Genomic DNA, 19,601 nt, shown 5'->3' with positions numbered 1-19,601 from the left:
TCGGGGCGGACCTGGCGGGGGCGGCAGGCGGCATGTTCGTACTGAGTCGTCCGCCGGGTGACTCCGCAGCGGTTCGGCACCTGGCCGAGGACGCAGAGCCCCCGTCCCGGCGCCGGCTCGTTCCCGCCGCCCGTCGTCCGGCACGGCGGAGCGCGTACGGACTCGCCGGTGCGCGGGCGGTCAGCCCGCGGGGGTGTTGAAGTTGACGATGCCCTCCACCATGAGAGCGACCGCGCCGGCCAACGGGTTGGTCGTTCCCACGGCCACGACGTCGGGCAGCCTGTGTGCCTCGCTCTCGGTGACGGCCACCATGCCCCAGAACGCGTTGAACCCCGAAGGATCCGTCGGCTTGTCGGTGGCCGCCCCCACGGTCAGGACGCCGCCCGCCTCGGCCACGGCCAACGCGCCCATCTGCCGCAGCGTGTCGTGATCCCGTTCCTCCGCGGCCACCACACTCCAGCCCGCCACCTCCACCTGCCGCAGGGCGTCAAGGAGCTTGCCCGGGGTGTCCGCCCCCGAGACAACGATGTCGGGCAGGACGAGAGCCACCGGCCCCTGTGTCATCGGCAGGGCGGACCGGATCGCCCCGTCGAGGCCTGATCCGAACGACTCGTTCTGGTAGACGAAGACCATCTGGAAGATGTCGGCATAGCGAGCGAGATAACCCACCGTCTCCAGTTTGTGTGTCCCGAAGACGACGACCAGGCGCACAGTGAGTCCGCTCTTGGCGAGTTCGACGACGGTTTCGAGACTGCGGTCCAGCACGGTGACCCCGGGAGCAAGACAGTGCAGCTCCTTCGGATAGGGCGCTCCGAAACGTGTTCCGTACCCGGCACAGGGCAGGATGACCGAAACATCAGGTACGGGCGTGGACGAACTCTGCATCGCAGCACTCCAGTTGTGTGGGAGATGGGGGATCTTGCACACCTCGCCGAGCACAGACTGCCCAGCTCCGACCCCCGCCGAACCTCCCGGCACCAGGCAAGCCGACGCGCGCGGCCGCCACCGGTACGGCTGTTCCCGGTACCTCCCGTAGGCGCGAATACGCCATGAAACAGCCGAGTTGACCGACAACGACCGAGCACGATGGTGCGAGGCGATCATCGCCTTCCCTGGCCGAGATGCGACCTACACTGCTGCCGATCATCCCTGACGACCGTCCTGTCGCCGCCGCCGGCCACTACCCCGAGCCCGGGTGGAAACGACAGGAAAGCGTGGAAGACCCGACGAAAGAGGACGCTGTATGCGGGTGCTGTTGTCTACATACGGGACACGTGGCGACGTCGAACCGCTGGTGGCACTCGCGGTGCGGCTACGGGCGCTCGGCGCGGCAGTGCGGATGTGTGCCCCGCCGGACGAGGAGTTCACCAAGCGCCTCGAAGGCATCGGAGTGCAGTCGGTGCCGGTCGGGCTGCCTGTCAGGGAGTTGATGCGCGGGAAGACCCTGCCCTCGGCGGCCGACCTGGCCCGCTACCGGAACGATTTGGTCGAGACACAGTTCGCCACCTTCCCGGCGGCGTTCGACGGATGTGACGTGGTGGTGGCGGCAGGTCTGGGGCAGATCGCCGCGCGGTCCGTGGCCGAGGCCGCGGGCGTCTCCTACCTGTACGTGAGTTACGCGGCGGTCCACCTGCCGTCGCCGCACCACGCGCCACCGCCGCGGCCGGGCTGGCCGGAGCCCGAGGCCGCCGACAACCGGACCCTGTGGGAGCTCGATGCCCGGAACGTCGACGTGCAGTTCGGCGAGGCACTCAACAGGCACCGGGCGGCGCTCGGTCTGCCGCCGGTGAGCAACGTGCGTGATCACGTCCTCACCGACCGTCCCTGGTTGGCGGCGGACCCGGTCCTGGGGGCGTGGCCGGAGACCCCCGGCCTCGACGTCGTGCAGACAGGCGCGTGGACCCTCGCGGACGAACGCCCCCTCCCGGCGGACCTGGCGGAGTTCCTGGACGCGGGCAGTCCGCCGGTCTATGTGGGCTTCGGCAGCATGTCCCCGGCCGAAGGCGTCGGCTCCATGGCCGTCGAGGCGGTCCGCGCACAGGGGCACCGCGTGCTCGTGTCCCGTGGCTGGGCGGACCTGGAGCTCGTCGACGACGGGGACGACTGCCTCGCCATCGGCGAGGTCAACCACCAGAACCTGTTCCGCGAGGTGGCCGCTGTGGTCCACCACGGTGGCGCGGGTACGACGCTGACAGCTGCCCGGGCGGGCACACCGCAGGTGGTGATACCTCTTCAGCTGTCGGACAACCCGTACTGGGCCGGCCGGGTGGCGGCACTGGGCCTCGGCGCGGCCATCGACGCTCCGACCACCACCGTCGAGACCCTGGGCAGCGCGCTCAGGACCGCTCTGTCACCCGACACCCGGGCGCGTGCGAGGTCCCTGGGAAGCCGGCTGCGCACCGATGGGGCGGAGGTGGCCGCTCGCCGGTTGACCGCCGAGTCCCTGTGAACGACGCCCGCCCGTAGGACCGATCCGGACGGGTGCACCCCTGGCAGGGGGGCACCCGTCCTGGGCCTCGGCACGCGGACCGCGGTCCCGCGGTTGATCGTTGTGGCTGACACCGCGCTGTCGGTTGCTAGCGTTCGGCTTCATGGATGACGGCGTGTACGTAGGCAGTGCGGACGAGGACGCGGCAGCGAACCGGGGGTGGCTGCTCGGGCACTTCAAGGAGCCGGGCGATCCCCGCCACAGTGACGCCGTCGAGGTCAAATGGGGTGTCCACCCGCGCGGTGAGCAACGGGTGCAGTGGGTCAAGGGCGAGGTGCGGACGGCACTGCTGGTTCTCGTCTCGGGACGTTTCCGTATGGAGTTCCCCGGCCGCAGCGTGCTGCTGGAGCGACAGGGCGACTACGTCGTGTGGGGCCAGGGGGTGGATCACTCCTGGTGCGCCGAGGACGACTCCGTGGTCATGACCCTGCGATGGCCTTCCGTCCCGGGGTACACCGCCCCTGACGAGGAGGGCGAGACGCGCCCGGAGTGAACCACCGGCCTCGCGTGGCCCGCTATTTTCAGACAAACTCCTCAATGTCGGATGCCGAGCGCAAACGGTATTGCATCGCCGAATGCGTGTGGCGTTGGTCACCGTTGACCACTCAATCAAAGCGCATTTAGCATCGACGGAAATGAGCCACCGCACGGGCGGCTGAACAAACAACGTCGACAACCGCTGCTCCGCGTACACCTCACGCACCTTTGTGGGGTTTTGGTAGACAGGTGGCAATTCTCAGAGGTGTGCGCGAAGCGCCGCCGAGGTCGTGACAGTCCACTTCCAGATCCGGGACGGGCCCGCCCTTCGAACTGTTCACACAGCAGCGCGAAGAGGGCATTGACCAGGCCGGATGGCCGATCGCCTCAGTCGAGGCCCCTGCTGAAACGCCTAAACCCGTAGCTATTGGTTTCAGATCCCATTTCGCTTGCAATCCGCACGATCCGGACGTCAGTCTGATGCTCGGGGAACGCCGGAACCGTGTTCCGCCGCGTTCTCTTCTCGTGAAGGGTAATCCGTGTCTTTGCCCCGAATCGCAGTCAGTAATCATTCCGACGAAGAGATAAAATCGGCGCCTTTGTCACTGGCGCAGGAACGTCTGTGGGTCATGGCACGCATGGACGGAGACGCCAGTGCCGCCTACAACGAGCCGATGCCCTTCGATATCCGGGGACCGCTGGACCGGGATCTGCTCATCAAGGCGCTGCACCAGGTCGCGGCCCGGCACGAGGCCCTGCGCACCCGGCTGGTCCCCTCCGCGGGTTCGGCGGTTCAGGTCGTCGATCCGCCGGACACGGGGTTCCCGGTGACCTACGAGGATCTGACGGGACTGCCGGACCGGGCCGAACGGTTCGCGCGCATACGGTCGGAGGTGGAGGGCACCCCGTTCCGGCTGGGCGAGGAGCCCATGGCGCGCGGCTGCCTGATCGCCCTCCGACCCGGCCATCACGTACTGGTCCTGGTGGCGCATCACATCGTCTTCGACGGCTGGTCCCGCTCCCTGCTGCTGCGAGAGCTGGGCCTGGTCTACGCCGCGCTCCAGCAGGGGCAGGACGTCCCGCTGCCCGAACTGACCTGGCAGTACAGCGACTACACGCGCTGGCAGTGGGAGTGGATGTCGGGAGACGAGCCCGCCCCGCACGCCGGCTACTGGGCCACCGCACTGGCCGGCACCCCGGCCGTGATCTCCCTGCCCACCGACCGGCCGCGCCCTCCCGAACAGGACTTCCGTGGCGACCGGTTGGCCGTGACCGTCGACGAGGACCTGACGCGGGCCCTGCGCGCACTGGCCTCGGACAACGATGTCTCCCTCTACGCGACCGTCCTCACCGGCTGGTCCGTGCTGCTGTCCCTGCTCTCCGGACAGGACGACATCGTGGTCGGCGCCCCCACCTCGAACCGCCGACGCGGGGACGTCGAGGGCCTGATCGGCTTCTTCGTCAACACGCTCGCCCTGCGCGCGGACCTCTCCGGCTCCCCCCGCCTCACCGACGCCCTGAAGCGGGTGAACGAGCGGATCCGTGGCGCCCTCAAACACGTCGACCTCCCCTTCGAGCGCGTCGTCGAACTGGTCAACCCACCGCGGAGCCCCGCCTACACGGCCCTGTTCCAGACCATGTTCGCCTGGGTCCCCTCCATGCGGAAGGAACTCGAACTCCCCGGTCTGGACGTTGAGTTGCGGGAGGACGCCGCCCACGTACCCGCCAAGTTCGACATGGTCCTGGCCCTGGCCGACGAGGGCCGGCACCTCACCGGCGAGATCGACTACGCGGTGGCGCTCTTCGACCGGACGACGATCGAACGGTACATACACCAGTTCCTCCGCGTACTGCGTCTGATGACCGAGCGGCCCGACGCCGAGATCGCCGACCTGACGCTGCTCGACGAGGAGGAGCAGCGGACACTCCTCGCCACCTTCAGTACCGGGCCCGCCGTGGCCGACCCGGCATCACCGGGCGTGCTGGAACGCTTCGCCGCACAGGTCCGCGAACAACCCGGGCAGTGCGCGGTGGTGGCCGATGACGAGGAACTGGACTACGCGACACTCGACCGCCGGGCCAACCGTCTCGCCCACGCGCTGATCGCCCGCGGCGCCGGTCCCGATCGTGTGGTGGGCCTGCACACCGGACGCACGGCCGAACTCGTCGTCGGCGTACTCGGGATCCTCAAGTCCGGAGCTGCCTACCTGCCCCTCGACCCCGGCCAGCCCCCGGAGCGGCTCACCGCCATGGTGAGCGACGCCGCACCGGTCCTCGTGCTGACCGACCAGAGGGACACCGCGGACGACGCCGGACAGCTGTGGGAACTCCTGGCGGAGGTGGAGGCAGCGGGGACGCACGACGAGGCCCCTGCCATCGACACGGACCGGACCCGGCTCGCCTACGTCATCTACACCTCGGGCTCGACCGGCCGCCCCAAAGGCGTGGCGGTGACACACGGCAGCGTCGTCAACCTCCTCGACCACTGGCGCGAACTCATGGGGGACACCCCCGGTGAGGCGTCGTCGGCGTGGTCGAGTATCGGCTTCGACGCGTCGGTGCACGAACTCCTCGTCCCGTTGACCACCGGCGCCGTGCTCCACCTGGTTCCCGACGAACTCCGGGGAGATCCAAGGGCGTTGCTGGACTGGATGCGCGAACGCAAGGTCACCCAGGCGTTCCTGCCCCCGTCCTACGTCCTGTGGATCGGCGAGGACCCGGTCACCCGCCTGGCCGGATCGAGCCTGCGTCAGCTCCTCACCGGAGTGGAATCCCTGCCGGAGAGCACCCTGCACCGCATGCGCGAGCTGCTGCCCGGCCTGCGCATCTGCTTCGGATACGGCCCGACGGAGGCCACGCTCTACTCCACCGCCTACACCGACCCCCAGCCGTACGACCGGTCGTGTCCCATCGGGCGGCCGCTGCGCGGCACACGCCTGTATCTGCTCGACGCCCGGATGCGCCCGGTACCCGTGGGAGTACCCGGAGAGGTCTACCTCGGCGGAGCGAGCCTGGCCCGTGGCTATCTGAACCGCCCCGACCTCACCGACGAACTCTTCGTGCCCGACCCGTTCGTCCCCGGCGAACGCCTCTACCGCACCGGCGACCTGGCGCGCTGGCTCCCGGACGGCAACGCCGAGTACGTCGGCCGCCGCGACGACCAGCTCAAACTGCGCGGCTTCCGTATCGAACCCGGCGAGGTCGAGGCGGCGCTCCTGGCCGTCCCCGGGGTGCGGGAGGCCGTGGTCCTGGCCGATCGCGACGCACCCGGCGGCCCCCACCTGGTCGCCGGTGTGGGATGCGACGCCGAGACCACGCGGATGCCGTACGAGTGGCGGGCGGCCCTCAAAAACCGGCTGCCGGACTACATGATCCCCTCCGTGGTGGCCGAGTTCCCACGACTGCCGTTGAACCACAGCGGCAAGGTGGACCGGACCGAGGTGCTGCGCGCCGTGGCGGGAGCCCGCCCGGGGCAGGTCAACACGGCCGCGCCCCGCGACCATGTGGAGATGGCGCTGTACCGGGTCTGGCGCGGGGTGCTGCTGCACCCGGACATCGGAATCGGGGACAACTTCTTCGCGCTGGGCGGCACTTCGATATCGGCGATCAAGATGGCCTCCGCCGTCCAGGAGGAACTCGGCGTCGCCCTGCCCGTCCGGGACGTCATGCTGCACCCCACCATCGAGGCGCTCGCGGAGCGGGTGCGCGGCCACGGGGGCGATACCGCGCGGTCCGCGGAACGCAGCAGCCTGGTCGAATTCCGTGCGGGCGGCGGCCGGCAGCGCGTGGTGTGTGTGCACCCCGCCGGCGGCACCGCGTTCTGCTACCTGCCGCTCTCCGCCGAACTGGCCGACGACATAGGCGTGGTGGGGCTCCAGGCGCCCGGCATCAACCCCGGCGAGGCCACCCTGCCCGGCGTCGGGGCGATGGCCGAGGAGTACCTGCGGCTGGTGGCCCCGCGCGCCGACGAGGCACTGGTGCTGTGCGGCCTCTCCTACGGCGGTCTGATCGCGTACGAGATGGGCCGCCGCCTGGTGGCGGCCGGACACGAGAAGGTCAGCGTGGTCCTCCTCGACAGCCACGGTGCCCAGGACGACGAGCAGCGCGCCGCGGTCGAGCCGGTCGGCATGAAGGAGTTCCGGGAGAAACTGGTGCGCTTCAACGGCATGTACCCGGGTATCGACGACGGCCAGGTGGCCCGGTACCTGCACGTCTACAACCACCACCGCGAGACGGCACGCGACTACGCCGTACCCGCATCGCCCGCCCGTGTCGTGCTGATGCAGGCGACGGCCGTGGAGGACACGGACACGGACGTCGAGGGCGCCGCCGCACGTCTACGCGCGTTCTGGCGGCGTCGCGTCAGCGGCGAGTTCGTCGTCGAGCCCGTCGCGTGCGGTCACTGGGACATGCTGGAGAGCGCCGAACTGCCCCGCGTCGCCGCCGTCCTCACCGCCGAACTGCACCGGCTGACCTCCGTCCCAGGCCAGGGCGGGACGGAGCGCACAACTCCTTCAGGCACGACGGAGGCACGATGAAACCGCGCGTCGAAACATCCCCCACCGACGTGGCCGACGACCTGAACCTCCCGGCCGGGACAGCCCTGGAGATCCACCGCCGAGCCCTGCGCACACCACACGCCGAGGCGGTCGTCGACGGTGAAGTCAGCCTCGACTACGCGACGTTGAACGCGGCAGCCGCCGCCGTCGCCCAGGAGCTGGGGCGTCAGGGCGTCACCGCGGGACAGGCCGTGGCGGTGGCACTGCCGCGGTCGTGGCGGCTGGTCTGCGTGATGCTGGGCATTCTGCGACTGGGGGCGCAGGTCGTGCCCCTCGACACCCAGAGCCCCGCCGAACGCCGTCACTTCATCCTCCGGGACTCCGCCGCGGTCGCCGTGGTGCACGAGACGGCCGGGAGCGTCACCGGCCTCCCGCAGGACGTGCCGGCACTCGCCGCCGACGCCCTGCTGCCCGGTCTTCCGGACACCGCTGCCGCCGTGTCTGCGCCGTCCGCCCCCGGCACGGTGTCCTTCCTGTTCTACACCTCCGGAACGACCGGACAGCCCAAGGGGGTTGAGGTCCCCGACGCCGGAGTCCGGCGACTGGCACAGCCCGGCTACCTCCGCGTCGAGCCCGGTCTGCGCTATGCCTGCCTGGCCAACCCGGCCTTCGACGCGCTGAGTTTCGAGGTCTGGGTGCCGCTGCTGACCGGTGGCTGCTGCGTGGTCCTGAGCGACGGGGACGTGCAGACTCCCGAGCGGCTCGCCGCGGCACTGCGGGACGGCCGCGTGGACACCCTCTTCGTCACCGCGGCACTGTTCGACGCGACGGTCACGGCTGTGCCGGACTGCTTCGCATCGGCAGGTGAGGTTCTCGTGGGCGGTGAGCAGCTCAACGCCCGGGTGATCCGCCGCTGGTACCGGGAGAACGCCGACAGCGGCACCCGCCTGTTCAACGCCTACGGGCCGACCGAGTCCACTACCTTCGCCCTGTTCCATCCGATCCCGCGGGACTTCGACGGAGACGTGGTGCCGATCGGCCGACCCCTGCCGCAGACCGGTGCGGCCCTGGTCGTACCGGGCCAGGAGCGCATCGCCGCGCCCGGCGAGGTCGGCGAACTCCTGTTGAGCGGAGCCGGACTCGCCGTCGGGTACCGCGGCCTCCCCGAGGAGACCGAGCGGCGTTTCGTGCGACTTCCGTGGCTCGACGGAGGCGAGGAGCGCCACTACCGCACCGGTGACCTCGTACGGTCCGACCCCGAGGGCCTGGTGGAGTACGTCGGACGAACCGACCGCCAGGTCAAGGTCCGTGGCTTCAGGATCGAGCCCGGCGAGGTGGAACGCCGCGTGCTCGCCCATCCGGCGGTCCGCCGGGCCTACGTGTGCACGCGCCGCGCCGGCCAGCAGGGACCCAACGAACTGCTGGCGTTCGTCGTCCTCCAACAGGAGTTGTCCTACGAGGAGTTCGACGCCCACCTGGCGACCCACCTGCCCGCCTACATGCGCCCCCACCAGATCCATCTCGTGGCCGAGCTGCCGCTCAACGCCAACGGCAAGATCGACCAGGCCGCCCTGGAGCGCCGGACCGGCCGGCCCTGGCGCCCCGCCGCCTCCGGCTCCGCCGGGCCGGCCGCGACGGAGACGGAGCGCCAAGTCGTCGCACTGGCCGAGGAGATACTCGGCACCACCGGCCTCGGGCTCGGCGACCGGTGGATCGCCAGCGGCGGTGACTCGCTGAAGGCGCTCCGGTTCTGCTTCGCCGTACGACAGCGATGGGGCCGCGAGCTGACGCAGGCGGCCGTCCTCCACGGCGACCTGGCCGCCGTCGCCCGGTCCCTCGCCACGGACCGTCCCGGCGAGGAGAGCGCCCTGCCGGCACCGGTGGTCGCCGGCGCCCGATCGGCGCCCGCCACCAGCGAACAGCAGCGGCTGTGGCTGGTACAGCGCCGCGCCCCCGGCTCCCGGGCCTACTCCGTCAACCAGGCCTTCCACGTGGACGGCCCCGTCGACACCACTGCCCTCCGGCGAGCGCTGCGCAGCCTGGTGGCCCGCCACGCGGCGCTGCGCACGGGCTTCCACACCGGCCCGGACGGCCTGGAGCAGACCGTCGGCGAGCCGTACGACCCCTGGCACGAACCGGGCCCTCGGCAGGCATGGGACGAGGAAGAAGCACACGCCTTCGCCGACACCTTCTTCGCCGAGCCCTTCGACCTCGCCGTCCCCCGCATGCTCAGAGCCTGCTGGCTGCCACGTGACAGCGGCGGCACGCTCCTGCTGCACCTGCACCACATCGCCGTGGACGGCTGGTCGTTGAGCATCCTGCTGCACGACCTGTCCGCCGCCTACGCCGGAAACGGCCCGTCCGAGGCACCCGTCCCGACCCCACTGGACTTCGCCGTCTGGCAGAGCGACCGGTTCGCGAGCACCGCCTATCAGGCGCAGCGCGACGAACTCCTGTCCTTCTACCGGGACTTGGCGGAGCCGCAGGAGCCGCTGCCCGTGCGGGACGCCGGTCCGGCGCCGCGGGCACGCCTGCTGCACACGTCGCTCGACGTCGTTCGCCGGGCCCAAGTGGACCAGTTGTGCGCCGAGTTCGGGATGACCCGGTTCCAGGTCCTGCTGACCGTGTTCTCCTGGAGCCTGTACGGCGTGACCGGCCTGGTCCGCCCACGCATCGCCGCCCCGGTCGCGGGCCGCCCGGTCCGCGAGTTCGAGAACAGCGCGGGCATGATGGCGAACACCGTGCTGCTGCCCCTCACCGTCGTGCCCGGCGAGGACCTGCGCTCACACCTCGCCCGCACCAGGACCGGCACGGGGCAGGTACTGGGACGCCAGGACGTGGCGCTCACCGACGTCCTGACCGGCTGGGAGGCCGTCGGCGACAGCACACCGTTCGACTTCCTCTTCGTCCTGGAGAACACCGACTTCGGAGCCCTGCGACTGACCGGCTGTGCCCAGCGCCCCCTGTGGTGGGCGGCACCGGAGGCCAAGTGCCCGCTGACGGTCTCCGTGGTCGAGCACGCGGACGGACTCGACCTGCTGTGGGAGTACGCCGAGGACCGCTTCACCGGCGAGGACGTCGAGGCGATGGCGGAGCTGCTGCGGCGGGGCGTGGACGCGCTCGCGGCCGGTGGCCGCTCCACCGCGCGTGAACTCGTCGTGCCGTACCGGCGCTCCCTTCCCGAGCACGGGCGCGGACCCGCCCCGGAACCCGGCTTCACCACGATCGCCGACGGCTTCCGCCGGCAGGTCGCCCGCACCCCGGACGCCCCCGCCCTCGTCACGGCCGACGGCGCCACCCTGAGCTACGCGGCCCTCGACGCCCGTGCCGCGGCCCTCGCCACCGAACTGGCCGACCGCTACCCGATCCCGGCCGACGGCGGCTCCTGCCGGGCGGCCCTGTACCTGGACCCCTCCACCGAACACGTGGTGGCGCTGCTCGCGCTGGCAAGGCTCAACGTCACCATCGTCCCCCTCGACCCCTCCTACCCGGCCGACGTGCTGCGCCGTGTCCTGGAACAGATCGACCCGCTGTGCGTCCTGACCACGCGGGACGGCTCCGCGAAGCTGGACACCCTGCTCCCGGACGGTGGGGAGCGCCACCTCGTGGTACCGGCGGACCCGGCGCCACGCACGGGTGACAGCACGAGTGCGTCGTACGACGGGCACACACCTGACCGACGTACGGCCGACGCTCCGGCCCACGAGGGCACCCGCCCCCTGTACACCCTGTTCACCTCCGGCTCCACCGGCGTCCCCAAGGGCGTGCAGATCCACGACCGCACCCTGTGCGACCTGATCAGGTGGCAGTCCGGGCCCGGCGGTCTGACCGCCCCCGCGGCCACCCAGCAGTTCTCGATGCTGGCGTTCGACGTGTCCTTCCAGGAGATCTTCGGAACCCTGTGCACAGGTGGCAGCCTCCAGCTGATCCGTCCCGAATGGCGCCAGGACGCCCCCGCGCTCCTGGACCGGCTGGACTCCGCGGGCACCGAGCGGATCTTCATGCCCTACGTGGCCCTGCACCTCCTCGCCGAGTACGCCGTCCGCCTCAACAGGTACCCCTCCCGACTCCGCGAAGTGGTCACCGCGGGCGAGCAGTTGGTGTGCACCGACAGCATCCGGCGCTGGTTCGCCGGACTCCCCGGCGCGCGCCTGCACAACCACTACGGGCCGACCGAGACACATGTGGTCAGCGCCCTGTGCCTGGAGGGGGACCCCGGGCGGTGGCCCGAGCGGCCCGCCATCGGACGTCCGGTGGCCGGCGCCGTCCTGCGCGTGGTGGACGCCCAGGGCGACCCGGTCCCGACCGGGTGCACCGGCGAGCTGCTGATCGGCGGCACCATGGCCACCCGCTGCTACCTCGACCAACCCGCGCTCGACGACACCCGGTTCGTCGAACTCCCCGGCGCCGGACTGTTCTACCGCAGCGGTGACCGGGCGTTCTTCGACACCGAAGGCCTGCTGCACTACGCGGGCCGCGACGACCAGCAGATCAAACTGAGCGGGCACCGGCTCGAACTCGGCTCCGTCGAGGCCGCGTTGCTGCGCCATCCGGCGGTGGTCAACGCCGTCGTCGCCCGTGACGGCGACCGGCTGACGGCCGGCCTGGAGGTCCGTGGCGAAGCACCGTCCGTCGACGAGCTGACCGCGCACCTGTCCGCCCTTCTGCCCTCCTACGTACGGGTCGACCGCTTCCGCAGGCTGGAGCAACTGCCCCGCACCCCCAGCGGCAAGCTGGACCGGCAGGCGGTCGTCCGGGCGCCGGGGGAGGAGATACGTAGGTCCGCGATCACCCGCACCGGCCTGTCGGCCGAGGAGGAGCGGCTCAGCGCCGCCTTCGAGGAAGTCACCGGGTCGGCGATCGCACCGGACCAGACCTTCTTCGAGGCAGGTGCCTCCAGTCTCGCCCTGATGCGCTTCCACCTGCGCTGCACCACGGCACTCGGCTTCCGCTTCAACGTCGCGGACCTGTTCGAGCACGTCACCGTCCGCTCCCTGGCCCGCCACCTCACCACCCCGCGGCCACTCACCCCACCGGCCGCGAAGAGTCACGGGGTGCCCGAACCCGGTGAACCGATCGCGGTCGTCGGCATGGCGGTACGGGTGCCCGGCGCCCCGGACCTGGCCGCCTTCTGGGACCTGGTGGTTACCGGCGGCACCGGCATCCGCCGCTTCGACGCGCCGGACGGAGTCGTCGGCGCGCACAGCACCCTCGACGGCATGCTCCACTTCGACCCGGGCCACTTCGGCATCAGCCCCCAAGAGGCACGCCTGATGGACCCTCAGCAGCGTCACCTGCTGATGGCCTGCGTGCAGGCCCTGGCGCACGCCGGAGTGGCGGACACCTCGACCACACGGGTGGGACTGGTGGCCGGCGCGGGGGAGAACACCTACTTCCAGTCCCTGCTGCGCGAGGCGGACCCCGGCCGACTGCCCGACGGCTTCCAGCTCGCCCTGCACCACGAGAAGGACTTCCTGGCCACCAAGGTGGCGTACCACCTCGGGCTGACCGGCCCCGCCTTCAGCGCCCAGACGGCCTGCTCCAGCTCACTCGTCGCCGTACACCTCGGCGCCGGGCTGCTCCGGCAGGGCGAAGCCGACGTGATGCTCGCCGGAGGAGTACTCGTCGACCCCGGCCTGACCGGCGGCTACCGCTACCGCCCGCAGCACATCTTCTCCGCGGACGGCGACTGCCGGCCCTTCAGCGACGACGCCACCGGCACGGTCGGCGCGAGCGGCGTCGGCGTCGTGGTCCTCAAGACACTGCGGCAGGCACGGCGCGACGGCGACACCGTCTACGCACTCGTCACCGGCTCCGCGATCAACAACGACGGTGCGGCGAAGATGAGTTACACCGCGCCGTCCCTGGCCGGACAGCGGGAGGTGATCCGGACCGCCCTGTCCCGCGCCGGACGCACGGGCGCCGACCTCGGCTACGTGGAGGCCCACGGCACCGGTACCCGGCTGGGCGATCCGATCGAAGTGGGGGCGCTACGGCAGGCGTTCGACGTGAGTGAGTCCGGCCGCTGCGCCCTCAGCTCCGTCAAGAGCCAGCTCGGCCACATGGGCGCGGCGGCCGGTGTGGTGGGCCTCGTACGCGCGGTCCTCGCCGTGCACCACGGGACGCTCCCGCCCAACCTCAACTTCCGTGCCTTCAACCCGGAGATCGGCCCCGATCCCACGCCTTTCCACGTCCCGGCCGAAGCCACGCCCTGGCCCGAGGGACGCGAACGGGTGGCCGCGGTCAGCAGCTTCGGGATCGGCGGCACCAACGCCCACGTCATCGTGGAGCGGGACACCACGCCCGGACCGGTGGCGAACGGCGAGGTACCCCGGTGCCTCGTGCTGTCTGCCTCCAGCGCGGACGCCCTCGCCGCCGACGCCGCCCGGATCGCCGACTACCTCCAACTGCACCCGGAACAGCTTCAGTTCGTGCTGCGGCATCTCCAGACCGGGCGGGTCGCCCGCCGCCTGCGGGCCGCGGCACCCGTGACGGACGCCGCCGCGGCCGGGCACTGGCTGCGCGCGGTGGCCACCGGGGCGGTGCCGCTCGGCACCGCGGACCCGGACGCCGTACCGGTGTCCCCGGACGGTCGCACGGCCCACGACATCGCCGAGGACTGGGCCGCCGGACGCCCTGTCGACTGGGGGACGGGCTCCGCCCAGGCGCCCTGGGACTTCCCACCCCCGTCCTTCGCCCTCACGGAGTACGACTTCGACCGACTGCCCGAAGACCGGCGCGAGGCCCCGGCCGCCCCACCCCGCCGGCTGCCCCCGGAGAACTGGCTGCACCAGCCGCACTGGGTCCGGCTGCGCCGTGCCGCCGCGGCGGACACCACCGTGCCGCCCGGCCGCGCGACCGCCGTGGTCGTCGTGGCCTCCGAGAACACTCCGCCGACCGCACTCGCGCCCTTCATGGCGGTGGCGCCGCGAGTGATACGGGTGCATCCGGCCGGTGCCTTCGCCCGCAGAGGACCGGACGCCTACGACGCGGACCCCGCCGATCCGGCGTCGATGCGCCGGCTGCTCGACGCGCTGTCCGAGGACGGCGTCCCGGCCTCCGCCGACACGGAGTGGGTGCACGCCCTGCCCCTCGACGTGACGGGTCCGGTCGGCCCCGGCACCCTGGCACACGCCCGGCACACCTGCCTGGACAGCACGGCTGCCCTGGCCCAGGCGTTGAGCGGGCGGGACGGTTCCCCCCGGGTGTGGTGGCTGTCGTACGGCGCCCGGCCCGTGACGGGAACGGTGGACAGACCCGAACTGGCGCTCCTCGCCGGACCGGTCGAGGTCGCCCCTCAGGAGTCCGCCCTGACCGGCCACTGGCTCGACCTCCCCGACGGCGACCTCACCCGCTGGGCCGGACACGTGGCCTCGGTGGTCGCCGGGACACGTCGGGCCGGGCACCCCGACGGACCGGCCCTGCCGCGCCAGCTCGCGCTGCGGCAGGGTTACTGGTGGCGGCAGGGCACCGTACCCGTACCGGAGCCGGAGGGTACGCAGTCCCACGTACCGGCCGGAGCGGACACCGTCCACCTGGTGCTCGGCGGCACGGGCGGCATAGGCCGCGCCATCGCCGCCTGGCTGCTGGAACACACCCGCGGCCGGGTGCTGTTGCTGTCGAAGAACCCGCGGGTGCCCGAGGAGCTGACCGAATGGGCCCACCGCATCGGCCTCGTCCCGGCGGATCTCACGGCCATGCCCGTCCACGAGGTGGCGGCGGCCGTCGCCGGCCACACGGCACGGCTGGACGGCGTCATCCACGCGGCCGGTCTCGGACACGGCGGGCTGCTCGTACGACGTGACGCCGCCGCGATGCGCGACGCCGCCGCGGTCCGCGAGAGGGGCGCACTCCTCGTCGAGCACCTGATCGGAGCCTTCCGTCCGGAGATCGCGGTCTACTGCTCCTCGATGTCCGCCTCGCTCGGCGGTGTCGGTCAGAGCGACTACGCGGCCGGCGCGAGCCTCCTCGACGCCTTCGCCCACCACCGGGCCGCCGCGACGGAGACGACCCTCCGGATCGGCATCGACTGGGACATCTGGAGCGAGACCGGAATGGCAACCCGGGTCCTGAACGCGGACGCCCGCCATCAGGCCCATCTCGCGGTCGGCCTGACCGTCGAGGAAGGCAGAGCCGTCTTCGCCCACGCCCTGGCCCTGCAACTGCCCCAACTCCTCGTGTCCACAACGGACATCGAGGCATCCCGGGCCTTCTACGCTCCCGCCGGAAGCGCGGACCGGTCCCCGCACTCCGGACCGGCGCACCCGACGGCCACAGAGGAGGCGGCCTCCGACACCGACAGCACCGGAGACCGGGCGGACGCCATGGCGCGGGTGATCCAGGAGCTGCTGGGGGTCGACGAACTGGACCCCGAGGACTCCCTCTACGACCTGGGCGCCGACTCGCTGACCCTGATCACCCTGATCGCCCAGATCGAGGACGACCACGGCGTCGAGTTCGACCTGGCCTCCTTCAGTCACCGCGTCAGCCTCACGGAGATCCTGAAACACATCGAGGCCGCCCTCACCTCCGCCGAGCCCGCCACCGAGGCGGCCGGCGCCACCTCCCGGGTCGTCCTCGACATCTGGCAGGAGGGAACCGGCCCGGCCGTCCTGTGCCTGGTACACCCCGTGGGCGGAGACATCCAGGCATACCGCACCCTGGTGGCGGCGCTCGGACCCGCGCCGACGGTGTGTCTCATCGCCGACCCGGCACTCCGCGACACCGAGATGCCCGCATGGTCGCTCACCGAGCGCGCCCAGCACTACGACGCCGAACTGCGTGCGCGCTTCGGCGGACCCGAGCACCGGCTTCACCTGGCCGGATGGTCCTACGGCGCCCGGGTGGCGATGGAGATGGCGGGCCTCGCCGAGTCGGCCGGCCGGCCACTGGAAGCGCTCTACCTGCTGGACCCGCCACCGCCCCAGGCGGAAGAGCTGGTCGCCGCCTACGACGAGGCCCACCTGGAGAAGGTCTTCGCCGCCGAACTCGGCACCGGGGCTTCCTCGTTGCCGACCGAGCACGCGCAGGCGTACGCCGAGAGGCTGGCCCACTGCTGCCGTGCGAACCTGCGCAGCCTCGGGGCACACCGCGTACGGCCGCTCGTCTCCGTCCCCACGTACCTGTGGCTGGCCGAACACCCCACGGCGGGCCTGCCCACCCCCGCGGGCCCACGGGAGCCGGACCAGCAGTGGAACAACTGCCTGCCCCCGTCGGCCGTACGCACGTACCTGCCCACGGACCACTACGGCATCGTCGCGAAACCCCACGTGGACTCGGTGGCCGAGACCATCAGGACAACGCTGGCGTCCCCGGGCGCCGACGCCCGGGGAGCCACCGACCTGTGAACCCGACCCCCAACTGCCCACCCCCCTTTGGAGGATGACATGGAGTCATACGAACGCGAGGCACTGGAAGCGGTGACCACACGTCCGGTGCACCCCTACCGCACGCTGACCGTCAACCGGATCACCCCCGTTCTGGGGGCGGAAGTCTCAGGCGTCGACCTGTCGCGGGAGATCCCGGCGGAGCAACTGGAGGAAATCCGGACCGCCTTCCGGGACCACCACGTCCTCGTCTTCCGCGACCAGACGATCACCGCCGAGCACCACAAGCGCTTCGCCGGCGCCTTCGGCGAACTGCGCCCCGTCAACCCGCCGCCGCCCGAGGGCGATCCCTGCATCCTGGAGATCCGCACGACGTCGGCCGCGGCGGACGTGGCGGGCAACGGCTGGCACGCGGACGGCACCGCGGACGCCGAACCGTCACTGGGGTCGATGCTCTACATCACCGAGATACCCGAGCCGGGCTGCGGCGGCGACACCCTCTTCGCCAACATGCACCTCGCCTACGACATGCTCTCACCGGCCATGCGCGCCCTGCTGGACCCCCTGACCGCGATACACGACGGAGCGCAGGCCCTCGCGGGCTACACACCGCCCGCGGACTACGTCATCCCCAAGAGCGAACACCCGCTCGTCGCCCGGCACCCCGAGACCGACCGCAAACTGCTGTACGTCAACAAGGCCTACACCAGTCGCATCCCGCAACTCTCCGCCGACGAGAGCCGGGCCCTGCTCGACGTGCTCTTCGACATCATCGCCCGCAGGCCGGTCCTGCACTGCCGCGTCCGCTGGACCCCGGGCACGCTGGTCTTCTGGGACAACCGCTGCGTCCAGCACCATGCGACGTACGACTACTACCCCTACGCCCGCTACGGCCAGCGTGTCGCCATCAACGGCGGCCCCGTAAAAGCCTGATGTCCTGAACGGGTGAGGCGTCCCGCACGGACCGGTCCCGCGTACGACGCCTCACCGCGCTCCCTGTCACCATGAGCGGTGCGGAAACTCCACATCCTCGGAAGAGCTCGACCGCTACCCCCGGCACCGACGCGCCGCGTGCGTATCAGGTGCGGTCGTGGAGAGTGACTTGGTAGCCGTCGGGGTCGGCGAAGGTGAAGGTCCGGCCGAAGGGGCCGTCAACCGGTGCGGAGACGACGGTGTGACCGTCGGCGACGAGAGCATCGTGGATGGCCTGGACGTCGGTGGCGTGGAGCCAGATCGCGGCACCGATGCCGGGCTGGGCGACGGACGCGAGATCGGTGCCGGGAAGGATGTCGCGGAGGGCGAACGCGATCGGCTTCGTCTCGAAGACGACGGCGTGCGGAGGTCCGGCCTGCGAGCGGACGAGGCCGAGGTACTGCTCGTAGAACGCCTGCGAGGCGTCGAGGTCGCGCACCTGGAGAGAGATGAAGTCGGGGCCGGTCGCGGGCATGGCAATACTCCTCAGCTACGTGTCAGATTCCTGACACGGACCAACGTATGTCAGAATGCTGACATGAGTCAAAACGGTGTCGGCGTCGACCTGGACAAGTCGCTGGGCTACCTGCTGAAGGAGGCTTCGAGCGCCCTGCGTGTGGCCATGGAGGAGGCGCTGCGGCCACTCAGGATGAGCGTGACGCGCTACTCCTGCCTCGAACTGCTGGCTCAACGGCCAGGGTTGTCCAACTCCGAGCTCGCGCGGGGCGCGTTCGTGACACGGCAGTCGATGAACGTGCTGCTCCAGACCCTGGAACGGGAGGGCTACGTGACCAGGCCCGCGGAGGCGCCCGTCGGAAAGGCCCTTCCCGCGCGGCTCACACCTCGCGGCCGACGGAGCCTGGAGAAGGCGACCGTGGCGGTCCGGGCCGTCGAGGTCGGAATGCTGGCCGGCATGACCGAGACCGAGCAGTCGAGCGCGTTCCGCATCCTGCGGAGCATGATCCATTCCCTGCGCGATGCCAACGACGACGGTGCGTAGCTCATCCCTCGGCGCACATCTCGCCGCGCCCGGACGGGAGTGCGGCCCCGCACGTCCGCCTGCTCCGGCCCCGTCCTCCCCGCCGGCGGGGCCGACAGAGGTGTGCCGTGGGGATAGGCATCCCGCAGCCGCCGCCTCGTAGGCGCCGATTAACTTCCTGTCGGACACGCGGAAATCTGTGCTTGCCGGAATAGACATTGGGGCTGGGGTGTGGGTATGTTTCTCTCGTAGCCCAGAGAGACCGCAGGGCCCGGGCAGACACGAACTGCCGGGCAGCAGTACATGTAGTTGCAGTTGGCAGGACGGTGCGGTGGTGGAGTTTCGAAGCCAGGGTTGTCGCAGGACGGCGACGGGGCTGACGACCGGACCGGGTGGCCCGCAGTGATCAGGGGCTGCCGTGAGCAGTAGTGCAGTACCGGTAAGTGAGGTTCGCAGGACTCAGCAGTGAAGTCGGTGAGCAGCACCTCGGTGAAGGCGTCGGCTGCGGGCGCGCGCACCGGGAGGTTCGGCAGTGGGGTTCCAAGCCAGAGCAGACGCAGGACGGGCGACGGGGCTGGCTGTCGAAGAGTGGCGCTGTCACAGGCCACCAGCAGTACGCATCACCAGCAGTACGCATCACCAGCAGTACGCATCACCAGCAGTACGCATCACCAGCAGTACGCAGTTCCCGCTCAGCAACGTAAGTGAAATCAGAGGGAAGAACGGAGGAGCCGCCATCAGGATCGCCCGGGCTTAGGTCTTGAACCCGGGTACCGCAGGACATCGTAAGTGAGGTGGTCTCCGGTCGAGCAACCGCGATCCCAGTACTCCCGGCAGCAGGTAGGTCGGGTGTGCGGAGA

8 protein-coding genes are annotated in these 19,601 nt (G+C 70.9%); 6 read left to right on the top strand and 2 right to left on the bottom strand.

The window, feature by feature from the left end; all coding sequences use genetic code 11:
• Positions 1-180: 180 nt before the first annotated feature.
• A complete protein-coding gene (locus ABZT12_RS07885; RefSeq protein WP_356379092.1) occupies positions 181-765 on the bottom strand; it encodes a hypothetical protein in 585 nt (194 codons plus the stop codon).
• Between the two features lie 478 nt (positions 766-1,243).
• Here ABZT12_RS07885 and ABZT12_RS07880 point away from each other — a divergent pair, with 478 nt between their 5' ends.
• The 5 genes from ABZT12_RS07880 (at position 1,244) to ABZT12_RS07860 (ending at position 17,723) form a co-directional block, all read left to right on the top strand.
• On the top strand, positions 1,244-2,449 hold the full coding sequence (locus ABZT12_RS07880) for a glycosyltransferase (protein WP_356379089.1): 1,206 nt from the start codon (positions 1,244-1,246) through the stop codon (positions 2,447-2,449).
• A gap of 142 nt (positions 2,450-2,591) precedes the next feature.
• A complete protein-coding gene (locus tag ABZT12_RS07875; RefSeq protein ID WP_356379086.1) occupies positions 2,592-2,981 on the top strand; it encodes a signal peptidase I in 390 nt (129 codons plus the stop codon).
• A 523-nt stretch (positions 2,982-3,504) separates the two neighbouring features.
• Complete coding sequence (locus ABZT12_RS07870) at positions 3,505-7,503, top strand: amino acid adenylation domain-containing protein (protein ID WP_356379083.1); 3,999 nt, start codon at positions 3,505-3,507, stop codon at positions 7,501-7,503.
• A 29-nt stretch (positions 7,504-7,532) separates the two neighbouring features.
• Positions 7,533-16,811 (top strand): amino acid adenylation domain-containing protein, encoded by a 9,279-nt coding sequence (locus ABZT12_RS07865; protein WP_356379080.1) that lies wholly within the window; start codon positions 7,533-7,535, stop codon positions 16,809-16,811.
• 39 nt (positions 16,812-16,850) lie between these two features.
• Complete coding sequence (locus ABZT12_RS07860) at positions 16,851-17,723, top strand: TauD/TfdA family dioxygenase (protein ID WP_356379077.1); 873 nt, start codon at positions 16,851-16,853, stop codon at positions 17,721-17,723.
• Positions 17,724-17,868: 145 nt separating this feature from the next.
• Here ABZT12_RS07860 and ABZT12_RS07855 read toward each other — a convergent pair whose 3' ends face one another.
• Positions 17,869-18,237, bottom strand: coding sequence for a VOC family protein (locus ABZT12_RS07855; RefSeq protein WP_356379074.1), 369 nt, complete (start codon positions 18,235-18,237; stop codon positions 17,869-17,871).
• A 63-nt stretch (positions 18,238-18,300) separates the two neighbouring features.
• On the opposite strand from ABZT12_RS07855, the gene ABZT12_RS07850 reads away from it, so the two are divergent.
• A complete protein-coding gene (locus ABZT12_RS07850) occupies positions 18,301-18,762 on the top strand; it encodes a MarR family transcriptional regulator (RefSeq protein WP_356379071.1) in 462 nt (153 codons plus the stop codon).
• Positions 18,763-19,601: the final 839 nt, after the last annotated feature.

Source organism: Streptomyces sp. NPDC005423, from assembly GCF_040606415.1.
Classification (GTDB): Bacteria; Actinomycetota; Actinomycetes; order Streptomycetales; family Streptomycetaceae; genus Streptomyces.
The sequence above is the reverse complement of the archived record's forward strand: the minus strand, read 5'-3'. Positions and strand labels throughout refer to the sequence as shown.

Coding starts and splice junctions, on each gene's coding strand:
- ABZT12_RS07880 (WP_356379089.1), top strand. CDS start 1,244: ATGCGGGTGCTGTTGTCTACATACGGGACACGTGGCGACGTCGAACCG.
- ABZT12_RS07875 (WP_356379086.1), top strand. CDS start 2,592: ATGGATGACGGCGTGTACGTAGGCAGTGCGGACGAGGACGCGGCAGCG.
- ABZT12_RS07850 (WP_356379071.1), top strand. CDS start 18,301: ATGAGTCAAAACGGTGTCGGCGTCGACCTGGACAAGTCGCTGGGCTAC.
- ABZT12_RS07855 (WP_356379074.1), bottom strand. CDS start 18,237: ATGCCCGCGACCGGCCCCGACTTCATCTCTCTCCAGGTGCGCGACCTC.
- ABZT12_RS07860 (WP_356379077.1), top strand. CDS start 16,851: ATGGAGTCATACGAACGCGAGGCACTGGAAGCGGTGACCACACGTCCG.